This window comes from Planomicrobium sp. MB-3u-38, assembly GCF_002836425.1.
GTDB lineage: Bacteria > Bacillota > Bacilli > Bacillales_A > Planococcaceae > Planococcus > Planococcus okeanokoites.
The window spans coordinates 87,072-107,546 of the sequence record NZ_PJBO01000023.1 but is presented as its reverse complement, the minus strand read 5'-3'; the positions used below and the strand labels follow the sequence as shown (position 1 = coordinate 107,546).

At 46.1% G+C, this 20,475-nt stretch carries 15 protein-coding genes; 4 read left to right on the top strand and 11 right to left on the bottom strand.

Annotation, left to right across the window (positions count from 1 at the left end; all coding sequences use genetic code 11):
- Positions 1-10 precede the first annotated feature (10 nt).
- Complete coding sequence (kynA, locus tag CXF70_RS07230) at positions 11-865, bottom strand: tryptophan 2,3-dioxygenase (protein ID WP_084244080.1); 855 nt, start codon at positions 863-865, stop codon at positions 11-13.
- A gap of 148 nt (positions 866-1,013) precedes the next feature.
- Between kynA and CXF70_RS07225 the strand changes: the two genes are divergently transcribed.
- The gene (locus tag CXF70_RS07225) at positions 1,014-1,520 is read left to right on the top strand and encodes a YusW family protein (RefSeq protein WP_233208565.1); all 507 of its coding nucleotides are present in this window, start codon (positions 1,014-1,016) and stop codon (positions 1,518-1,520) included.
- A gap of 34 nt (positions 1,521-1,554) precedes the next feature.
- Here CXF70_RS07225 and CXF70_RS07220 read toward each other — a convergent pair whose 3' ends face one another.
- From CXF70_RS07220 to CXF70_RS07210, 3 genes are all read right to left on the bottom strand, one after another.
- Complete coding sequence (locus CXF70_RS07220; RefSeq protein ID WP_101802088.1) at positions 1,555-2,394, bottom strand: GNAT family N-acetyltransferase; 840 nt, start codon at positions 2,392-2,394, stop codon at positions 1,555-1,557.
- 104 nt (positions 2,395-2,498) lie between these two features.
- A complete protein-coding gene (locus CXF70_RS07215; RefSeq protein WP_101802087.1) occupies positions 2,499-4,325 on the bottom strand; it encodes an ABC transporter ATP-binding protein in 1,827 nt (608 codons plus the stop codon).
- Positions 4,318-6,045 (bottom strand): ABC transporter ATP-binding protein, encoded by a 1,728-nt coding sequence (locus CXF70_RS07210; protein ID WP_084244074.1) that lies wholly within the window; start codon positions 6,043-6,045, stop codon positions 4,318-4,320. Before CXF70_RS07210 ends, CXF70_RS07215 begins: the two co-directional genes overlap by 8 nt.
- A gap of 395 nt (positions 6,046-6,440) precedes the next feature.
- On the opposite strand from CXF70_RS07210, the gene CXF70_RS07205 reads away from it, so the two are divergent.
- Entirely contained in the window at positions 6,441-8,780 is a 2,340-nt protein-coding gene (locus CXF70_RS07205; protein ID WP_158241162.1) for an S-layer homology domain-containing protein, read from the top strand.
- Between the two features lie 190 nt (positions 8,781-8,970).
- Positions 8,971-10,983 (top strand): sensor domain-containing protein, encoded by a 2,013-nt coding sequence (locus CXF70_RS07200; RefSeq protein WP_101802085.1) that lies wholly within the window; start codon positions 8,971-8,973, stop codon positions 10,981-10,983.
- Between the two features lie 30 nt (positions 10,984-11,013).
- Here the strand turns inward: CXF70_RS07200 and CXF70_RS07195 are convergent, their stop codons facing one another.
- The 5 genes from CXF70_RS07195 to CXF70_RS07175 form a co-directional block, all read right to left on the bottom strand.
- Entirely contained in the window at positions 11,014-11,481 is a 468-nt protein-coding gene (locus CXF70_RS07195) for a threonine/serine exporter family protein (protein ID WP_101802084.1), read from the bottom strand.
- A gap of 12 nt (positions 11,482-11,493) precedes the next feature.
- On the bottom strand, positions 11,494-12,249 hold the full coding sequence (locus tag CXF70_RS07190; protein ID WP_084244066.1) for a threonine/serine exporter family protein: 756 nt from the start codon (positions 12,247-12,249) through the stop codon (positions 11,494-11,496).
- Between the two features lie 107 nt (positions 12,250-12,356).
- Positions 12,357-13,496 (bottom strand): zinc-dependent alcohol dehydrogenase, encoded by a 1,140-nt coding sequence (locus CXF70_RS07185; RefSeq protein ID WP_084244064.1) that lies wholly within the window; start codon positions 13,494-13,496, stop codon positions 12,357-12,359.
- A 101-nt stretch (positions 13,497-13,597) separates the two neighbouring features.
- A complete protein-coding gene (locus CXF70_RS07180; protein WP_101802083.1) occupies positions 13,598-15,745 on the bottom strand; it encodes a beta-propeller domain-containing protein in 2,148 nt (715 codons plus the stop codon).
- Between the two features lie 69 nt (positions 15,746-15,814).
- Entirely contained in the window at positions 15,815-16,996 is a 1,182-nt protein-coding gene (locus CXF70_RS07175) for an alanyl-tRNA editing protein (protein WP_101802082.1), read from the bottom strand.
- A 106-nt stretch (positions 16,997-17,102) separates the two neighbouring features.
- On the opposite strand from CXF70_RS07175, the gene CXF70_RS07170 reads away from it, so the two are divergent.
- Positions 17,103-18,014 (top strand): diacylglycerol/lipid kinase family protein, encoded by a 912-nt coding sequence (locus tag CXF70_RS07170; RefSeq protein ID WP_101802081.1) that lies wholly within the window; start codon positions 17,103-17,105, stop codon positions 18,012-18,014.
- 73 nt (positions 18,015-18,087) lie between these two features.
- Here CXF70_RS07170 and CXF70_RS07165 read toward each other — a convergent pair whose 3' ends face one another.
- On the bottom strand, positions 18,088-19,281 hold the full coding sequence (locus CXF70_RS07165) for an acyl-CoA dehydrogenase family protein (protein ID WP_101802080.1): 1,194 nt from the start codon (positions 19,279-19,281) through the stop codon (positions 18,088-18,090).
- Between the two features lie 25 nt (positions 19,282-19,306).
- Positions 19,307-20,473, bottom strand: coding sequence for a saccharopine dehydrogenase family protein (locus CXF70_RS07160; RefSeq protein ID WP_101802079.1), 1,167 nt, complete (start codon positions 20,471-20,473; stop codon positions 19,307-19,309).
- Positions 20,474-20,475: the final 2 nt, after the last annotated feature.

The following is a 20,475-nucleotide window of genomic DNA, read 5'->3' as shown; positions in this document are numbered from 1 at the left end:
ATGGCCCCTCCTAAATTTCTGTTCTGATATCCCATAGTTCCGGGAAAAAATATTGGTCCAGCACTTTTTTCAAGTAATGGACACCGGACGAGCCGCCAGTCCCTTGCCTGAAACCGATGATGCGTTCAACCGTCTTCATGTGACGGAAGCGCCATTGTTGCAGCCAGTCCTCTATATCCACCAGTTTTTCCGCCAATTGATACAATTCCCAATGCGTATCCACGTCACGATAAACCGTTTTCCAGGCTTCACGCACACTGTCATGCGGTTCATAAACCGTTGTCATGTCACGTTCCAGCACTTCTTTATCAATGTGGAAACCGCTCCGCGCCAATTTCTGTATGGCGGCATCATAGAGCCCAGGCGCTTCAAAAGCTGCGGTGAGCTCTTTCAGAAGTGCTGGGTCTTTCTCATAGATTTTCAGGACATGCTTTGTCTTATAGCCCAGTGCAAATTCGATCATCCGATATTGGTAGGATTGGAAACCACTCGCATTGCCAAGATCATCGCGGAATTCCATATACTCAGCCGGTGTCATTGTCGCCAATACGTCCCATCCGTTAATAATTTGCGACTGGATTTTCGAGACGCGCGCCATCTGCTTAAACGCAGGCTGCAAATCATCCGCATCAATATTGCGGATTGCCGCGCGCAATTCATGCAGTATTAATTTCATCCACAATTCCGATACTTGATGGATGATGATGAACAGAGTTTCATCATGATGGCCGCTGACTCCGTCCTGCGCGGTCAAAAGCTGATCCAAATGCAAATAGTCCCCATACGTCATACTTTCCTTGAAATCTGTCCGGATATTGTTCTCGGAAGCGGCTGCAATATTTTGGCCATTATTGTATTTGTCCATGAAAATAACCCCTTTATGCTCTGCTTTTCCTCTTCTCGGCTTTTGCGTTAACTCCGCTGCTGTAAAATCACCCGTTGTTGAAATGAAAGCTTATGTCCTTGAAAATCGGGAATGCTATAACTAAATGGACAATGAAAGGATGAGCGTAATGATCAATAGAAAATTCACGATTGCGGCAGGTATCCTTTTCTCCTCCAGCCTTGTATTGGGCGCTTGCGGCAATGACGAGCAAGTGACAGAACCGGTCACAGATGAAGCTTCCCAAACAAATGACGGAGTTGAAGGCGCCAACCCTGAAGGCGGCCTTGCCGAGGAAAATGTCGGCGGTGAAGTGTTCGGCTTCACTGATTTTGAATTGGATGTCGATTACCCTGACCAGGATGATGCTCTGACTGTTTCCTATGAAGAAATCAAAGATCTGGTGGAAGCTGAATATGAAGACAAACTCTCCAATGAAGTGCTGGAGGGCAATGATGCCTTCGATAAAATCGAACCTATGCTGGCTGAACTTAAACTGACCGAAGACATGCCAGAAGATGAAGTTATCAGCAAAGTCACAGAAGTTTTCAATATTGAATCTGATTTTGAATCCATTGAAGTCGAAGTGACCTACCCCGAAGGAACCGAAAAAGAATACCAGGCATCAGGAAATTGATGACAGATGGGCCATCCAGCATCGGATGGCTTTTTTAGGGTTTATTCCAATATTCGACTGTATGCACCGGATGAAATCCTGATTTTCGGTAGACAGCCAGCGCATCGTTGTCAGTTTCAACTTCCAGAACCGTACGATGTTTCTCCTGTAATGATGCATAATGCCGGCACCATAATAAGAATGCCTTGCCATAGCCTTTTCCTTGTTCTGAAGGATCAACTGCAAAAGCGGTAATCCACAGTCCGCCTTCTTCTTCAAACAGTGATGCGCTCGCCACCAGCTCTTCTTCGCGTTTCATGATGAATACTTCTCTGTCCGTTCTTTCTATATTATAGTGGACGACAGGAAGAACCTCTTCATCAAATGCAGCGGCCATCAGCTTTTCAAGCTTCTCAACTTCTCCATCATAAGGAACGACTGCCAGGTTTTCCGGTAAATCCAACACTTCCAGCGGTTCAGCTTCCAATTCTATCTCCTTGAAGTCAGGTTGATATCCCAGGCTTGCCAAAAACTTCTTTGCAACTTCATCTTCAATGAAAGCAGCCAGTCCCTCTATGGCCTGGCGCTGTTCCAGCCCGTATGCAATTCCGCCTTCGAGCGCAGAGCCGATGGTCATTCTTCTGAATTCGGGATGCACAAATGCGGACCATTCGTATGAATCCAAACCGATCAGATCCACAGCCACTGCAAAACCAAGCAACTCATTTTCTTCTGTATAAGCAAGCACCGCAAAACCCGAGATATCGTCCAAATGCCAGCTGGAGTCAAACAATGGCTTGCTGTAATCCACCTCCGTCATTTCCAATAACCCATGCATATCATGAATCGTTTCGGAATCGAGAGGAAATGACGCAATCGAAAGAGACAATTCCATCCCTGCACCACCCGTCTTTTTTATTTATCGTATCATACCTGGCAACAGCATGGTTTATGGAGAAAAAAATCCCGGAGGAAAAATCTTTTCCTTCGGGACTTCTTTTATAATTTTGCGTCAGCCAGCATCGTGGCATATAAGCCATCTTTTTCAAGCAATTCTTCCTGTGTCCCAGCTTCCACCAGTTTCCCCAGTTCCATAACAAAAACCAGATCAGCCTGGCGGACAGTATTCAAACGATGGGCAATGACAAAGCTGGTTCTGCCAGCCATCAGCCGTTCAAGCGCTTCCTGGATTTTCAATTCGGTTACAGTATCGATGCTGCTCGTGGCTTCGTCGAGAAGCAGGATGACCGGATCTGCAATCAACGCGCGTGCAATTGAGAGCAATTGCTTCTGCCCCTGCGAAATCATGGAACCGTCGCCTTCGAGAACTGTGTCGTAACCGTTCGGCAATTTCCGGATAAAGTCGTGGGCATTGGCTTTCTTCGCAGCCTCGATGACCTCTTCTTCAGTGGCATCCAGTTTGCCGTAACGGATATTGTCGTAGACAGACGTTTCGAACAGGAATGGATCCTGCAGCACAAAAGCGATCTGTTTTCGCAGTGTTTCCCGCGGCATCGATGAAATCGGCGTGCCGTCTATCCTAATTTCACCTTCATTGGCGTCGTAGAATCTGGCCAGCAATTGCATAATTGTCGTTTTGCCTGCACCGGTGGCACCTACTAAAGCAGCAGTTTTTCCAATACCGACGGAAAAGCTGACATTTCGAATGGTCCATTCTTCTTCCGCACCTTCATATTTAAAGGAAACATCATCAAATTCAACTTCCCCCGCAAACTCTTTGTCCACATTTTTCACCAGATCATCTTTTTCTTCCGTCTCATCCATGATGGCGAAAACCCGTTCCGCCCCAGCAATCGCTGACAGCACTGTATTAAACTGGTTGGCAAGATCGTTCAGCGGTCTGGTGAACTGACGGGAATACTCTGTGAAAATCACGATAACTCCGATCGAAACTGAGCCGTTCAGCGCCAGAATCCCCCCGACCCCCGCCACTATGGCGAAACTGCCATTATTCAAAAAGTTCATCACTTTCGGTATGAAACCGGCATATGTCCATGCCCAGAAACCGGCACGCCGCAGCCGTTCACTTTTCACAAGAAATTCCTCCATCACCCGGGGCTCCTGTGAAAATGCTTTAACGATTTTTTGGCCGGAAATGGTTTCTTCGATCATCCCATTTAAATCACCGACCGCTCGCTGCTGTTCTTTATACAGCCGCCCTGTACGTTTGGTGATCCACTGCACAGAAACATACATGAGCGGAATAATGATGAACGTCAATAAAGTCAGCAACGGGCTCAGTAAGAACATGACCACTGCTGTTCCTGTCAACGTCAAAATACTCGAAAACACTTGGATGAATGATGTATTCAATGTGGTCGAAACGTTCTCGACGTCATTCGTCATACGGCTCATCAATTCCCCGTGCTGACGTTTATCAAAGAAAGATACAGGCAATTTCTGAAAGTGGCTGAATAAGCCTGTTCGCATGCGGTAAATTACCTGCTGGGCGATTCCGACCATCCAGAAATTCTGCAGATACAGCGAAACGGAATGGCCTGCATAAATCAGCACAAGCCATGCAATAACTACGCCCATCCCGCTAAATTGCTCCGGAATGATATATTGGTCGATCAAGACCCGTCCGACAAGATAAGGTCCTAAAAGCGCCAATGCGGAACTGACAAACACAAGGGCAAGCACAACGATCAAGAGGAACCTCTGTTCATCCACCAGCTTCCAGATGCGCGTGAGCGTGGATTTCCAATTATCGGCACGCTCGGTTTTTTTATCGGCATCTTTTTTCAGATCCTCTTTCTTAATCAGCGGTTCATACCCGAAAGGGCGACGAATGGCATTAAACATATTCATCCACCTCCTCTTCCTGTTGCGATAAGGCTATCTTTCTGTAAAGCTCCGATTCTCCGAGTAACTCTTCATGTGTACCATAGGCGGAAATCTCCCCTTCCTCCAATAGGAGGATATGGTCAGCGCGCATAGCTGTACGAATTTTTTGCGTCACCACAAGCATCGTCGCTTTTTCCTGCTCCAATTCCTGCCATAAAGCGGCTTCCGTTTTCACATCCAATGCACTTGTACTGTCATCCAATATCAGAATCGATGGTTTGCGCACCAACGCTCGCGCTATCGATAAACGCTGCTTCTGGCCTCCGGAAAGGTTGACGCCTTTTTGCCCGACACGCGTGAAATAGCCTTTCGGGAAACGCTCCACCGTGTCATGGATTTGTGCTTTGACAGCGGCATCCGACAGCTCTTCCTGATGCGCCTGCTCTTTGCCCCAGGAAAGATTATCCGAAATGGTGCCTGTAAATAATAAGGATTGCTGTGGCACAACGCCAATCGATTTTCTCAGTGCACTGAGCGACCATTCTCTTACATCTCTTCCATGAATCAGCACCCGGCCACCACTAACGTCATAAAAACGGGGAATCAATTGCAGCAATGAAGATTTCCCGGAACCAGTGGCACCCATGATAGCTAATTTCTCATTGGGTTTGATGTGGAATGAAAGATTCTTTAATACAGGAATCGAAGTTCCAGGGTAAGTGAAAGATACGTTTTCAAATACAATATCGCCACGGCGCAGCAATTTCTCCTCGCCTTCCGCATCTTTTTCACGCACGTCGTCAGCCAGCAAAATTTCTTCGATGCGTTCAGAAGAAGCTTTCGACCGGGCAAAAGCCATGATGATAAATGAGAACATCGAGAATGCGCCAGTCATACGCATCGCATAATTGACGATGGCCACTAATTCACCAATCTGTGCATCGCCGCTCCTGATTTCAAAAGCTCCGAACCACAAGACGGCGAGCAGCGATAAGTTCATGCCGAACAGCAGGATGGGCAAAATGATTTCCATGATCCGGAACGCTTTGACCGTATCGGTCTTCAGCGAACCCGCCACTTCCGAAAATCGGTTGGCTTCGTATTTCCCTCTTAAATAAGCTTTAATCAACCGTACTGCCTGCAGGTTCTCCTGCACCATCCGATTGACGCGATCGAGCCTTTGCTGGACGAAGCTAAAATAAATGACCCCTTTTTTCACCATTATATAGAGGAAAGCCAACAGCACCGGAAACACGATCACCAGATATATCGCCAGTTTAGGATTGACCACAAAAGCCATGATCATACTGCCGATGACCAACAATGGAGCGCGCAGCATAATGCGCAGACTCATGAACAGTATCTGCTGGACAAGGGTGACATCACTCGTCAATCGGGTAATCAGCCCTGAGGCGGGGAATTTATTGAACATCGCAAGTGAGAAGGATTGGATGCGGCCGTATACCGAGCGTCTCAGATCAAATGAGAAGCTCTGCGAGACGTGAGCCGCGAAATAGGAATTGGCAACGCCTGAAGCAAACGCAATGAGGGACAGCACCATCAGTAAAATGCCGAGTTGAATAATCACATCCCTGTCGCCGGCTACAATCCCATCATCGATGATGCCTGCGATCACTAGTGGCTGCATCAACTCCACAGCCAGTTCAAGCAACATGAGAATTAATGCGATGACTATATAAAATGTATATGGTTTAGCGTAAGAAAATACAGTTTTCAACGGAATTGCCTCCTGAACATTTCGAAACTCGAATCTTTTATGTTGACTATTATTACATAATATTTTGATAACGGGTAGTTTTTTCAATCGGCCAAGTGGAAACTTGATAGGATTTCAGGCCTTTTCAGCAAGTATTTTACGGTTTCATAAAAAGAAAAACACTATTAAACCAATGGCAGGTTAAATTCAGGTTAAAAAATTTAACCACAAAAATAAGTTATTAAATATTCAATTTATTCAGATAAAATACTTTATTTTGAAATTTTATATGTTAATATGTTTAAAAAGATTTACATTATCTCACATTTTTTTAATCTTTCTTTTCAGCTGTACCTTTTGTCGCATGCCACGGTGCGTTGTCCGTTATTCCACCAAACATCTTTAGGAGGATGAGTATGAAGAAGATTCTTTCAGTTTCGCTGGCCACTGTGCTGGTTGCGTCCACTTTGCCGTCCCTGTCTTTCGCTGCCACCAATGTTGGCCAAGGAGAAGTCACAAATGTAGTCCCTGCGGACAACGCAACAAATGTTGACCGTAACGCAGTACTTGAAGCTGTCATTAAAGATCCGAATGGTGCGTCTTTGAAAACCGTCGATTTTATGGAAGGTTTTACATATGACTATGCCAGCAGCAATGCCATAAATAGTTTTTATGGGGTCTCTGACTCCGATCCTTTAACCTCTCCACTCGGCGGTTCAGCATTCACTGATTCCCATAAAGCAAATGCCGCCTTTGCTGACGGCAAGTTTGCAGTCACCGATGCCGAAGGAGCCTATCCTTTCCACCGGTTTGAAGTTGATGTTTCCAAACATTTGGAATCAGGCAATGAAATCGAATTGAATTGGCAAGGGAAAACATTAGCCAAAGGCAAACTCATCCTGTCAGCCTGGGATTACACGGCTTCCAAATGGGTTGTGCTTGAAGAAGAAACAGCCAATCAAGGCGGAAATATCGTTTTTTCAAAAGTTGTTGCAGACAGCAAGTTTTTCCAGAACGGAAAAATGCAAGCGATGGTGCATGACGCCGCGCCAGCTCCGGAAGCTGTAGTCGACAACAGTAAATTTACAATGGCCTGGTTTACGGACACTCAATTCTATGCAGCCGATAAGCCCGAAGTCTGGACTTCGATGACAAACTGGATGATCGATGAATACAATAAAGGCAGATTCGGCTATGTCATCAATTCAGGTGACCTCGTCAATCTTTCAACAGACCTCGATCAATGGGCAGTCGCAGATGAAAATTTGAGAAGAATGGATGAAGCGAATATTCCATACGGCGTTATGGCTGGAAACCGCGACGTAGTGAACCAGGATACGATGGAAATTGACTATACGAACTTCTGGGCGTATGCAGGCAAGGACCGTTACGAAGACCGTCCATGGTACGGTGAGCAGATGGATAATAACCGGAACCATTATGACCTCTTCTCCTTCGGTGCACACGATTTCATCATCCTTTATCTGGGCTATGGAAAAGTGCAGGAAGATGAAACGATTCAATGGACCAACCAGATGCTGGCAAAACACTCGGATAAAAACGCCATTTTGGTCGTGCACAACTATTTGTCACCAGGCGGATTCAGATCTAAAGACGGGGATTACATCTTTGCAAATGTAGTAAGAAAAAGCCCTAACGTAAAAATGGTTCTTGGCGGACATTACTTCGGTGCTGACCGTGAAATCCGAACAGTTACCGATCCGGACGGCACAACCCGCGAGGTATTGGAAGTGCTGTCGAATTATCAAGGCAAAGACGGTGCGGAAGGCTATATGCGCTTATTGACTTTCGACCCGGCAACGGACACGGTGGACTTTGACACGTTTTCTCCTTATTACAACGATTATAATTATTTTGAAGGCGACAGCGATGACTTTACCGAAGGTTATAAACTTGAACCGACAGAAGCTGTCGAAGTACCGGCAGTCCGGCAGATCGCAACTGATTATGTAGCTGTAAACGTCTTTACCGATGACGTGATCGGCTCTGTCAGCAACATACCTTCCGGAAACAAAGCGTCTGTTGAGTGGAATGAGTTGGAGCCATTAACTCAATACTTCTGGTATATCAACATCACAAATACGTCAGACCAGAAGCGAACATCCGAAATCTATAAATTCACGACAAATGACGCTGCACTGCCAGATCCGGAAGAGCCGGAAGAACCAGGCGACCCTGATCCGGAAGAGCCAATTGAGCCTACCTTCCCTGATATTGTAGGCACCAACTATGAATGGGCTCTTGAAGAGATTGAAGCAATGGTTGCGCGCGGCATCATCACAGGCCACGAAAACGGCACTTTCCAGCCTGGCAACAGCATTGAAAGACAGCACGTCGCTTTGATGTTCACCCGGGCAATTGATTTGAACAAAGTCGTTGCTCCGACACCATTCACAGATGTACCGACAACATTACGCTACTACGATGAAATCATGGCTGTCCAACAAGCCGGCATTGTCGAAGGATACCAGAACAAATTCCGTCCTTATGGAAAAATGACACGCGCTGAAATGGCGAAAGTGCTTGTGGTGGCATTTGACCTTGATGAAGGCGGTACACATCCATTCACTGATGTGCCTTCAAACCACTGGGCGGCAGAATATATCGGACCGCTTTTCGCAGCAGGCATTACTGAAGGTACAGGCAACAATAAGTTCAGTCTCGAAAAAGAAGTGGACAGAGCAGAGTTCGCCACATTCATGTACCGGGCTTTGAAGTACAAAGAGAATAACTGACATTCTTCAGACAAATCAGCAGCTCGCCGAAAAACCTCGGTGGAGCTGCTGATTTTTTATTTATTTTCATTTTTTCATAGTAATAAATTCACTAATTCCCTAAAATAAAACATGAATGTTTTGAAAAGGATGACGATACGTCTTTTCTCCCCTATAATGGGAGTAGACTTAGGAGAAGGAGCGTTATGGAATGAGTGAATTGCAAGAATTGCTGGCTGATAATCTCGTTTTCAACCATATCCCTTTTCCCATAATAATTATGGACGAAAACGGCCAAACCGTTTGGTGCAGCCGCCATGCAGAAAGAGTTTTTCAAATTGAATCGGATTCAGTCAAAGGCCAGATCAACCCTTATATGAATCCCGAAAAAGCTGCTCTTTATAAGTGTTCATGGGAAAAGATGATAAACAGTAAAGATCCGATTCGCCTTGAAGATGTTGAAGTCCAACTGGGCAATGGGACACTGACATATACGACGGTTGTAACGAAAGTCTTTAAATCCGAAAAAGAAAAATTTATACTGACTATATTTGAAATGGATGAAGCACAGCAAGCCGACTCCCCCGCAAGGGAATTGGAAAGCTTACGGGACGGCTTGGACGAATCCTTCATGATGCTTTATTTCGATGAAGAATTCCTGATCACCTATGCCAATCCGCATTTCCTGAAGTTAAGCAGATGGACGCCAAAACGTATACTCGGCAAGCCTATCTGGCAAATGTTCGGGGACACAGAAGAAGATCACCAGTTGATCGAGGAATTGATGGAAACCTTGAAAAAGGGTGAAGTCTGGAACGGCGAAGCCAAGAAAGTGAAGAAAGACGGGGACTTCTACTGGGTGGATTTAACTGCCATCCCTATGATACTTACAGGTGCTGAAACTTACTACATATTCCTGGAGAAAGATATTACAGAAGCTAAAGAAACGCAGCGTTACCTGGAACAAATCGCGTTTATCGATTCGGTCACCGGTCTAGAGAATCGCCATCGCCTTGAGCAGGTGGTCAATGAATTCATCGAAGAACGAAAGCATTTTTCTTTTGTATTTTTCGATATCGACCATTTCTATACATTGCGGGACGTTTCCAATAGCGACACAGAAAAAGAATTGCTGATTGAATTCACGAAAAGACTGCGGATGTACTTTTCGGATTCCCTGATTACACGGACAGGTCTGCACGAGTTCGCATTGGTGACTCCGTTGAGCCATTGGTTCATCGAAGGGTTCCTTGCTTATTTGCAGCAGCATCCGATTTACATTCAAGGAACCGCTATTCCCTTGACAGTCAGCGGAGCGGTTACACGTTATCCTGAAGATCAGCAAACTTTCGTGCATCTTATGAAGGCCTCTAACGCTACAATCAAAAAAATAAAAGAACGCGGCGGCAGTGCGATCTCAGCATTGACAGCAGATGACCATGAACGTTTGAACCGTAAAGCGCTTATCGAACGCCGCCTGATCCACGCGCTCGACAAAAAGAATCTGGAGGTGCTTTACCAGCCGCAGATCAATCTTAAAACCGGAGACGTTGAAGGTGTGGAAGCGTTGGTCCGCTGGCAGGATACCGAAGCCGGAATTGTATCTCCCGATGAACTCATTCCGATTGCCGAGGAAAATGGCATGATACATGAGATCGGTAAGTTCGTTATCGAAACTGTCTGCAGACAATTAAAGGACTGGGGATCCCGTGATATTCCGATGAATGTCAGCATCAACTCCTCCATCCGCGAGTTCCGCGATAAAGATATGGCGCGCTTGTTCATGGAACACTTGACCATCAATGGCTGTGATGCCAACAGGCTGACCATCGAAATCACCGAGAAGTTCGCTTTGGAAGCTGAAGCGGAACACTCGATTGTACGCCAGATGAAGCAATTGCATCAAAAAGGGATTTCATTCTCACTGGATGATTTCGGTACCGGCTACGCTTCGTTCCGCTATATGCTGCTTCTGCCAATTTCCAGTCTGAAGATTGATAAAGACATAATCCAATCGATTACACAGCAGGAAAAAATGCAAAAGCTTATAAACGGAATGATCCAGTTCGGCAAGTCACTCGATTTGCAGGTGGTTGCTGAAGGTGTTGAAACCAAAGAACAGCTGGAACTTTTGAGAGTTATGGATTGTGACAGCATTCAAGGTTATATCACTGGTCATCCGATGACAGCAAACGAATTGGAAACTTGGTTGAAAAATGCTTAAGAAAAATAAAAAATCGGTATGCCGCGGAACTTAATTCCGTGTCATACCGATTTTCTTTTGCATTCTTTTCGCCTGATAATTGAAGACAAGCTGCATCAGCACTTCCGCAAATACCAGCCCCATCGCAATTGCCCCTGAAATCATAAGAGCATCCGCAGCGAAGGAGATGGCCTCCAGATAATTATTTTCCACGATGCTGCGCATCGAATTATAAGCCCTGCTCCCCGGCACCAAAGGAATAATTCCCGCGATACTGAAAACGATCATAGGCATTTTAAACTTCTTGGCAAGAATATGAGCGACTAATGCCACTACAAACGCGCCTGCAAAAGTCGCCTGCACCGAATCATCAAATACAAGGTAATACATCCGGTAGATCAGCCAGCCGCTCATGCCGACCAGTCCACAACTGACAAGTGTCCTGCGTGGAGTATTGAAAACGACGCCGAATGCGCCTGCAGCCAAAAAACTCAGAAAGGCTTCAAGTGGCCAGTTCATCCAATCCCCCCTTTAAAATGAAAGTACGAGCGCAATTCCAGCACCGATGGCAAAAGCGGTGAGAAAAGCTTCCGCGCCTTTGGACAAGCCTGACACAAAATGCCCCGCCATCAGATCCCTTACAGCGTTGGTTATTAATAAGCCCGGTACCAGCGGCATAACGGAACCGATGATGATGGTATCCAAATCCTGTCCCAGCCCTGCATAAATGACCAGTGATGCCAGCGAACCGATTGCCAGTGCCCCGACAAATTCCGCGAAAAATTTGACCCTTGTTTGTATCAGAATCATTTCAACTATATAGAACGCTGTACCCCCGATTATGAAAGCGAAGGGCAAATCCTCCCAGCCTCCGCCAAGCAGAATAAGGAAACAGCCACTGGCTACAGCAGCAGCCAACACCTGTATCTGTAACGGAAACATATAATCCGTTTGATCAATGATCAGCATTTCATCATACGCCTGTTGAAGCGTCAGCTCCCCGGATACCAGTCTCCTGGAAACCGCGTTCACCAATGCCACCCTCTCCAAATCCGTCCGTCTGCTGTTGATGCGGACGAATCTGGTGGCCAGCTCGTTGCTTGGAGAGAACATGATGCCTGTCGGCGTTACAAAACAATGTGAATCCATCATTTTCTGTGAAACCGCCATACGGATCATCGTATCTTCTATCCGATACGTCTCCGCTCCGCTTTCCATCATGATTTTTCCCGCCAAAAGGAAACAATCAAGCGCTAATTCCCTTCTGGTCTCACCTGCCTGATTCACAGGAGTCCCCCCTTTCCCTCTACACTTGACCTAATGATACAGCACATGGACCAAAAATAAAACGCTCCGCATATGCGGAACGTTTTAAGTCCATTCTATTCATCCGTTTAAGGCTTAAGCACAACTTTCGTGCACTCATCTGTATGATCGTTGAAAATCTGGTAGGCGTCGCTGGCCTGTTCCATCGGCATCACATGGGAAATGATTTCTCGCGGATCGATTTCTCCGCTGTTGATCATTTCAAAAATCCTCGGCATCAGGTGGACTACCGGCGCCTGTCCCATTTTCATCGTTACATTCCGTTCGAAAATATTGCCAAGCGGGAACATGTTATAAGTTAACCCGTATACGCCAGTCAGTTGAATCGTACCGAATTTGCTGACGGCATCTTTTGCAATATCAATGGCACTTAAAGTACCGCCCTGCAGTTTCAGTTTCTGCTGCGCCGCTTCCATTGGAGATTTCTTGCCATCCATACCAACACAATCGATGACGACTCGCGCTCCGCCTTGTGTAAGGTCATGTATGAATGCGCCTGTATTGTCGTGCTGGCTGAAATCGACAATCTCAACGTTGTTTATTCTTTTAGCCTTTTCCATACGGTATGGCAATTCATCAACTGCAATGACGCGTGAAGCACCTTTCATCCAGGCGAATTTCTGCGCCATCAGCCCTACTGGTCCACAACCCAGAACGACAACGGTGTCGCCTGGTTTAACCCCAGAATTCTCCACACTCCAATAGGCAGTAGGAAGAACATCAGACAGGAATAATACTGACTCATCTTCAAGCTCCGATGATTCCGGAATGACAAACGGCATGAAGTTGGCATAAGGCACACGTAAGTATTCTGCCTGGCCGCCTGGATAATTGCCATAGCGTTCTGTAAAGCCGAAGTATCCGCCGGTATCAAAGTGAGGATTGCTGTTCGAGTTGTCACATTGGCTTTCCATTTCATGGTTACAGTAGAAACATTGCCCACAGCTCACGTTAAAAGGAATGACGACACGGTCCCCTTTTTTCACTTTAGTGACTTCAGAACCGACTTCCTCCACTATCCCCATCGGCTCATGGCCGATGACATAATCCTTATGAGTCGGCAATGCACCCTGATAAATATGCAAGTCGGATCCACAAATCGCCGTGGAAGTGACTTTAATGATGATATCATCTTTTTTCTGGATCTCCGGATCTTTGACATTTTTCACCTGAATATCTTTCGCACCTTGAAAAGTTACACCCTTCATCTGCTATCCCTCCAGTGAATTTTCAGAATACTATTTCCCTTCCCTTTTCTGGCAATAAAAAAACGTGCCGGTGAAAATTTCCTGGCACGTTTTTTCTGTATTCAATATTCGATAGTGTCCCTGATTTCAAATGTGTTCAAGTCATAGCTTTTTATTTCGCTGTTGGCGATTGTGAATAGTGAATCTTCAATATAAATGATCCGCTGGATGCTGCTGTTCCAATCTTCGTATTGGGCTGAACTTTCCTTCACGAGATCCGCCGTCTGTTCGATGCCTTCTGGAGTGATGGTATAGATCATCGCCCCTTCGCCCTCGAATTCAATGTAGTCCCCGTTGGTTTCGCTATAGAGGGAAACCGGGAAGCCGAAGAGACTTTTCTCCTGATGGGTGAACAATGCTTTATGATCGTATTGCAGGGCGGAACTGGTTCCCTGCCCGCCAATCACTTCCGTATCTTTTTCCACCGGGTTGCTGAAATCGCTGACATCGAATAAAGAGATTTTCATGCCTCCTGTAACCACCCGCGCTTCTCCTTCTTTGGAGGATTCCACTTTCGTATCGGAACCAAAACCGATAAGGTGGTCTTCACCCAATGGATGCAGGTAATTGGAGAAACCGGGTATTTTCAACTCTCCCAACACCTGAGGCGAAGATGGCACCGCTACATCGATGACAAATAAAGGATCTGTCTCCTTGAAAGTCACCATATAAGCTTTATCTCCCATGAAGCGGGCTGAATAGATCCTTTCGCCTTTCGCCAGGTCTTCGACTGATCCCACCTGTTCCATACCGCCATCCATGATGAAGAGATGGTTTTTTGAAGGCGAGGCTTCATCCCATGCCACCCCTTCAGTAGTTACAATTCTGAAAAAACCGTTGTATTCGTCCATCGAAAATTGATTCAGCAAAGATCCTTTCACTTCAGTGGAAGCAAGGAAAGTGATATCCGTTTTCTCCAATGCAAATTTAAAGATTTCGGTGTTCGCCAATTGCGGAATCCAAATGTCCATAGACATATTGTCGTCCGTTTCCTCTTCATCCATCGGCACATAAGCTGACGCTGTCAAATAAAGGTTTTCCTTCGTCATATAGAGCTGCTCACTGCCGCCGAGAAAGCCTTCTGTCGATACTTCATTTTCTTCCGGATCAGACAGGTCGATGGCAGAAACTATGCTGTAACTGCCTTCCATGGTACCCGGCAGAATAGAGATCCGGTCGTACGGCAAAGCGGAAAATTTATTTCCATTTTTCGAATCGAAAATCATCGGGCGAAGTTCAACATCATCCTCTTCCTCCATCATCCAAATATCCGGATAATTATTCGTTACGTAATAGAGGATACCGTCTGTGAGTCTCGCACCGTTCAAATTTCCTTCCGTTCCAACTTTCCGCAGCATCCGCGGTGAAGCCGGATCGCTGATGTCATAAAAAATAATGCTGGTCAAGGATATATGTGGAGCTATTTCCGCGTCGACTTTCCCTTCCATCGGCGCCGCGCCGTACTGGCTGCCCATCACCACCAAAATGTCTTCTGACAGGAATAATTGCTGTGGATACATTTCCGGCTCCAGCAATAATTCCGCGCCTTCCGTCAAATCATCGGGATTCCGCGCATCCGTTATCAGCACTCTTGAATCGCTGATCGAATAAATATATGAGCCATCCGTTTTTACGAGATCCGCTTCATCAACCCCTTCCACCTGGTTATTGGTGGAAGAGTGATTGCCGCTTTCGCCTGATCCGGCTGAATCACTGGCAGCCGATTCTTCAGTCGCCATTCCGGAACCTTCACCGAAAGCACCATATCGCTCATTGTTTTTCTGCAGTTCGAGCAATTGTTTAAAATATGCTTTCAGTTCTTCTTCATTGGACAACGCGGTAATTTCTTCCTGAACCGAAAATTCCACTTGACTGCTGGCAAGGCTTTTCAGGAACTTACCTTTTATCGCTGATTTTTTCACATGCAGGATGTATTGCCCTGTTGAAATTTCTGGTATTTCAAGGGTCTTTCCGTTTTCCAGAAGTGTCATTTCGACATCAACCGGCTCTTCTTCTGCGTCCGTCAGATAAATATGCCCTTTTTCAATAGCATCAGAATGGAGCGGGGAAGAAAAGTTGGCTCTCCACCCTTGTTCTGCCAATGCAATGGATGAGGCGCTTATCGACACTTTATCAATCATGAAAGCAAAACCGATTCCTATAGCGGCTATAAGTGCAGCCGCAATGAGCCATAAACTTCTTTTCTTCATGTATCATCCACGTCCTTTCTGTCTGCTTTTACTTTATTAGACAGACATATTACAGAAAAGTTACAGAATTTATATAATTTCTCTGATTAAGTTCCGAAACTTCCCGGAATAGGCCTCCAGACCGCCATCCCGCTTTATGCCGCCTTGTGCCAGACTCTCAGTTCCGCCCACTTTGCCGCCCGCGTCTTCGATAATTTTTCCGAGAACACACTTCATATCGCCTGGTGCATTTTCGCCTTTGGCGCAGACAAAGCGTTCATTTCCTTCTTCCGAAATAAAGAAGAACAAGTAAAGAGAAGGGTTATTTTCTGCTGTCAGTTTCGCCAATTGCAGAACGTCTTTGAAGGGCCGTTCACTGAAATCCATGATCAGCTGGTTTCCATCCGGTTTAAAGTTTTCCGCTTCAAGTTTTAAATATTCAAGCGAGATGGTTCTCAATTGTTTTTCCTTGGTTTTCCTGTCATTCAGAACAGCTTCAGCCGCTTCCGGCAATTCAGCCGCCGGCGCGTTCAAACTATTTGTCAATTGATCGGCTATTGATTGCAGCAAATCAAAATGTGCCATTGCGCGTTTTCCGGCTAGAAAGTAAACGCGCGTGCCTCCTTTCGCTTTTTCGGTGCGGATAATTTTCAGCAGACCCAATTCAGCAATGTTATGTAAATGCGTGCCTCCGCAGGCATTGAGATCGATGTCCGCTATTTTTACAAGCCGGATATCCCCTTCGACTGCCGGCTTTTTGCGCAGTTTCATTTTTGATGCCTGTTCTTGTGTCACCCACTCTGTTTCTACAGGGATCTGCCTATAAATCAGTGAATTCACTTTCTGCTCAATACTACGTACTTGTTCTTTGCTTATTTTCGGGACATCCAGGTCAATCGAAACTTTTTCCGCCCCCAAATGGAAGCTTTTCGTCGCCATGCCCAGTTCATCCTCGAATACGGCGCTCAGCAGATGCTGGCCTGTATGCTGCTGCATATGATCAAAGCGGCGCTCCCAGTCGATTATTAATTCATATTCGCCATTATTCAATTTGTCGGCAGTATAATGCCGTATCTCTCCATTGATTATCTGCACATCCGTCACTTCTGTCTGACCGATCATTCCTGTATCGGCTGGCTGTCCCCCACCCTCAGGATAAAAGCAGCTGCGGTCGAGCGTTGCATAATTCCCTTTTTCATCGGTGCCATTGGCTATAACTTTAGCCGTTGCCGTCTGTATAGCGGCGTCCTGGTAATAAATCCTGTCCGTCATTCCATCAACTCCCAGATTATTTTTTCTTAAGTATCATTCTGTATTGTTTATTGATAAGCTTCCAGTGGAAATGTATTTAATAAGAGTAGTTTAAGGAGGATTTACCGTGCCGAAATTTAAGCATTCAGTTTTATTGTATAACGGACAGGCAGGGGCGTCCACGGCAGACTCCGTCATCTCGATGACCGCGCCTGCTATAGCGGCTGTTTCTGAAAAACTGGAACTTATCCAGACGAACAGCCCCGAAGAATTGAGAGCTGCGTGCAGAACATTGGCTGCTGACGCAGACGCGCTGTTTGTCGCCGGTGGAGACGGCACAATCCACGACGCTGTGCAGGCGCTGTCCGATGTGTCCGCACCTCCGCCGCTGGGCATTATTCCGAGCGGTACATGCAACGATTTCGCGCGAACTCTTGATATCCCGATGGACTTGACCCTGGCTGCAGAAGAATTGGCTGGCGGAGTGATAAAAGGAATTGATGCAGCGAGTATCAACGGCCATTCTTTCCTGAATTTCGCGGGTATCGGGATTATCACAGATGCTTCAACAAATATTGATATCCAGTTCAAGGAACGTTACGGCAAGTTGAGTTATTTCATGAGCGGGCTGCAGTCCATGCGGCAAACCGAACCATTTCCCATCCATTTGAGTGTTGACGGCGTAAAGCATGAAGAGAATGGCGTACTCGCACTTGTCATGAACGGAAAATCGATAGGGACCCATTCTTTTCCAATGGATTCAATCGACCCTTCCGATGGGCTTCTCGATGTCTTTATCATTCAAACCTCTTCGATTGCCGCTATTTTGGAATGGTTTTCATTGTCCAAACCTGATGTCCCTATCGAAGAACTGGCCCATATCCGTCATTACCAAGGGACACGTGTAGGCATTGAAACAGACGAGCCATTGGACATCGACACGGATGGGGAGATCTATTTGAAAACTCCGGCTGATATTGAAATCCTCCCCCAAAAACTGAAAATGTTCGTCCCTACCCCTCTTGAAATGGAGGGGTGAACGAAAAAAAGAGGCCGCAAAGAAGTTCTTTTCTTTGCGGCCTCTTTCTATTATTATGCTTTAGCAATACTCGTCAATTTTCAAATGGCCATTTCGGCAGCATTTTGTTCAAATCTTTATCTTCTCTCATACCTAATACATATTCCGCCTGCATGATCGTATGAATTTCACGGGTGCCTTCATAAATCACCGGCGCTTTTGAATTCCGCAAAAAGCGAGCGACTGGATATTCATCCGAATAGCCGTAAGCCCCGTGGATTTGGACTGCGTCGTCGCCTGCTTTGTTAGCGAAATCACAAGCCTGCCATTTTGCGAGGGATGTCTCCCTTGTGTTCCTGACGCCTTGATTCTTCAGCTCGCCTGCCCGGTATACCAATAAGCGGCTCATTTGATACCCCGCTTCCATGCGCGCCAGCATCTGCTGCACCAGTTGGTGTTCACCTATCAATTTTCCGAATGTCGAACGTGTGCGGCAGTATTTTACACTTTCCTCCATACACGCGCTGATCAAGCCGCATGCTCCTGCCGCTACTGTAAAACGGCCGTTATCCAGAGAAGCCATCGCTATCTTGAAGCCTTCTCCTTCTTCGCCCAACCTATTGCCGGCTGGTATGCGAACATCTTCAAAAAATAATTCACCTGTATTTCCTGCGCGAATCCCATATTTGCCCTTGATGGCTTTGGAGGAAAATCCTTCACGGTCACGCTCAACAATAAAAGCGCTTATGCCTTGATGTTTTTTGGCTTTATCCGTATAAGCGAAAACGATGAAATGATCAGCCGAATCACATAATGATATCCAGGTCTTTTGTCCGTTCAAGATATAATCTTCACCGTCCCGGACAGCAGTACTTGAAATTGCAGCTACATCTGAACCAGCTCCAGGTTCGGTCAGTCCGAAAGCTCCGATTTTTTCGCCTTTAGCCTGCGGAATTAAAAATTTCCTTTTCTGTTCTTCTGTCCCCCATTGAAGGATCGTCAGCGAATTCAATCCGATATGAACGGAGACAGCCGTCCGAAAAGTCGTGTCACCTCTTTCCAATTCTTCACAGACAATTGCAAGGGAGTTATAATCCATCCCGCTTCCCCCATATTCTTCAGGAATACAAACGCCCATCAGCCCGAGCTCTGCCAGTCGTTTCCAAATGATCGGATCAAAGCCGCCTTTACTGTCCCATTCTCCTATATGAGGAAGGATTTCGTTGTCCACGAATTGCCTGACAGTCTTTCTTAATAATGTTTGTTCTTCTGTAAAGCTGAAGTCCATATGAAAACCTCCAGATGCTTTTTTATTATTGCTGAAATGCTGTCCGCTGCACTGTCTCTTTGATTTCAACTCCGCGCTTTGCCATCTCCTTGATGTATTCATCGCCCGGAACAATAAGTTCCGGTGGATATGAACCACGCTTATCGATTAAGCCTGTGCCAATCATCTGTGCAACTGCGGAAATGGTAAAAGCAGTCGCCCGGGCCATCGCTGTCACTCCTGACTGGCGATCTTTTTTTGTTACCATGTTATAGGTGCAGGTTATCCCCTCATCATCTTTTGTACCGGATACCGTTATCCTGAGCACGACTGCATCTTCTTTCTCTCCTAGTTCGGTAATCGGGGTTAGAACTTCCCTCAGAACATCACGTATTTTAACTTTCCGCCCGTCTACTGTGACCGTTTTCTCGCGATCTGTGAATCCGAGGTCGACAAGCAATTGAAATTTTTCCGCGTGACCTTTATAACGAAGAGTCTTATATTCCAAGTTGTCGATATCACTGAACGTTTCTGTCATTGTTGATGTTCCGCCAGAAGTATGGAAAGCTTCCAGCTCGCCGAATTCTTCAAATTCGACATGTTCGATTTCAGAAAGCGAAGGAACTTCCAATAATTTTCCTTCCCGCAGGACATGCGAAGGATCTGTGTAATGGTCAAAAACCCCATCCAATGAAAAAACGTGATTATACTGAAGCGGCGGTTCCGGATGGACAGGTATGCCGCCTACCAATATTTTGATATCACTGACCCGGTCCAGTTTGCCTGCCCCATAGCCGGTGATGATGTTGATCATACCTGGAGCCACGCCAAGATCCGGAATAAGTGTCACGCCTTTTTCAAGAGCTTTTTCATGAAGGTTCAAAACGGCATCGGTAGCGCCCCCGATATGTCCACCCAGGTCAACAGCGTGAACGCCGCATTCAACCGCAATTTCCGCTACCTTGACATTGAACGTGTAAAAAAGGGCATTGATTACAACATCCGCTCGGGAAATAACCGATATCAACGATTGATCGTCATTCGCATCCAGATGGAGCACTTCCAGCTTGTCATTGTTCAGTGTCTCCTTGAAAATTTCCGCTTTACCAGTGTCGACGTCCGCCAGATAAACTTTTTCCACTTCTTCATTTTGGATAAGATCGCCTGCAGCCTGCTTGCCCATGAGCCCCGCACCTAACACAGCTACTTTCATCT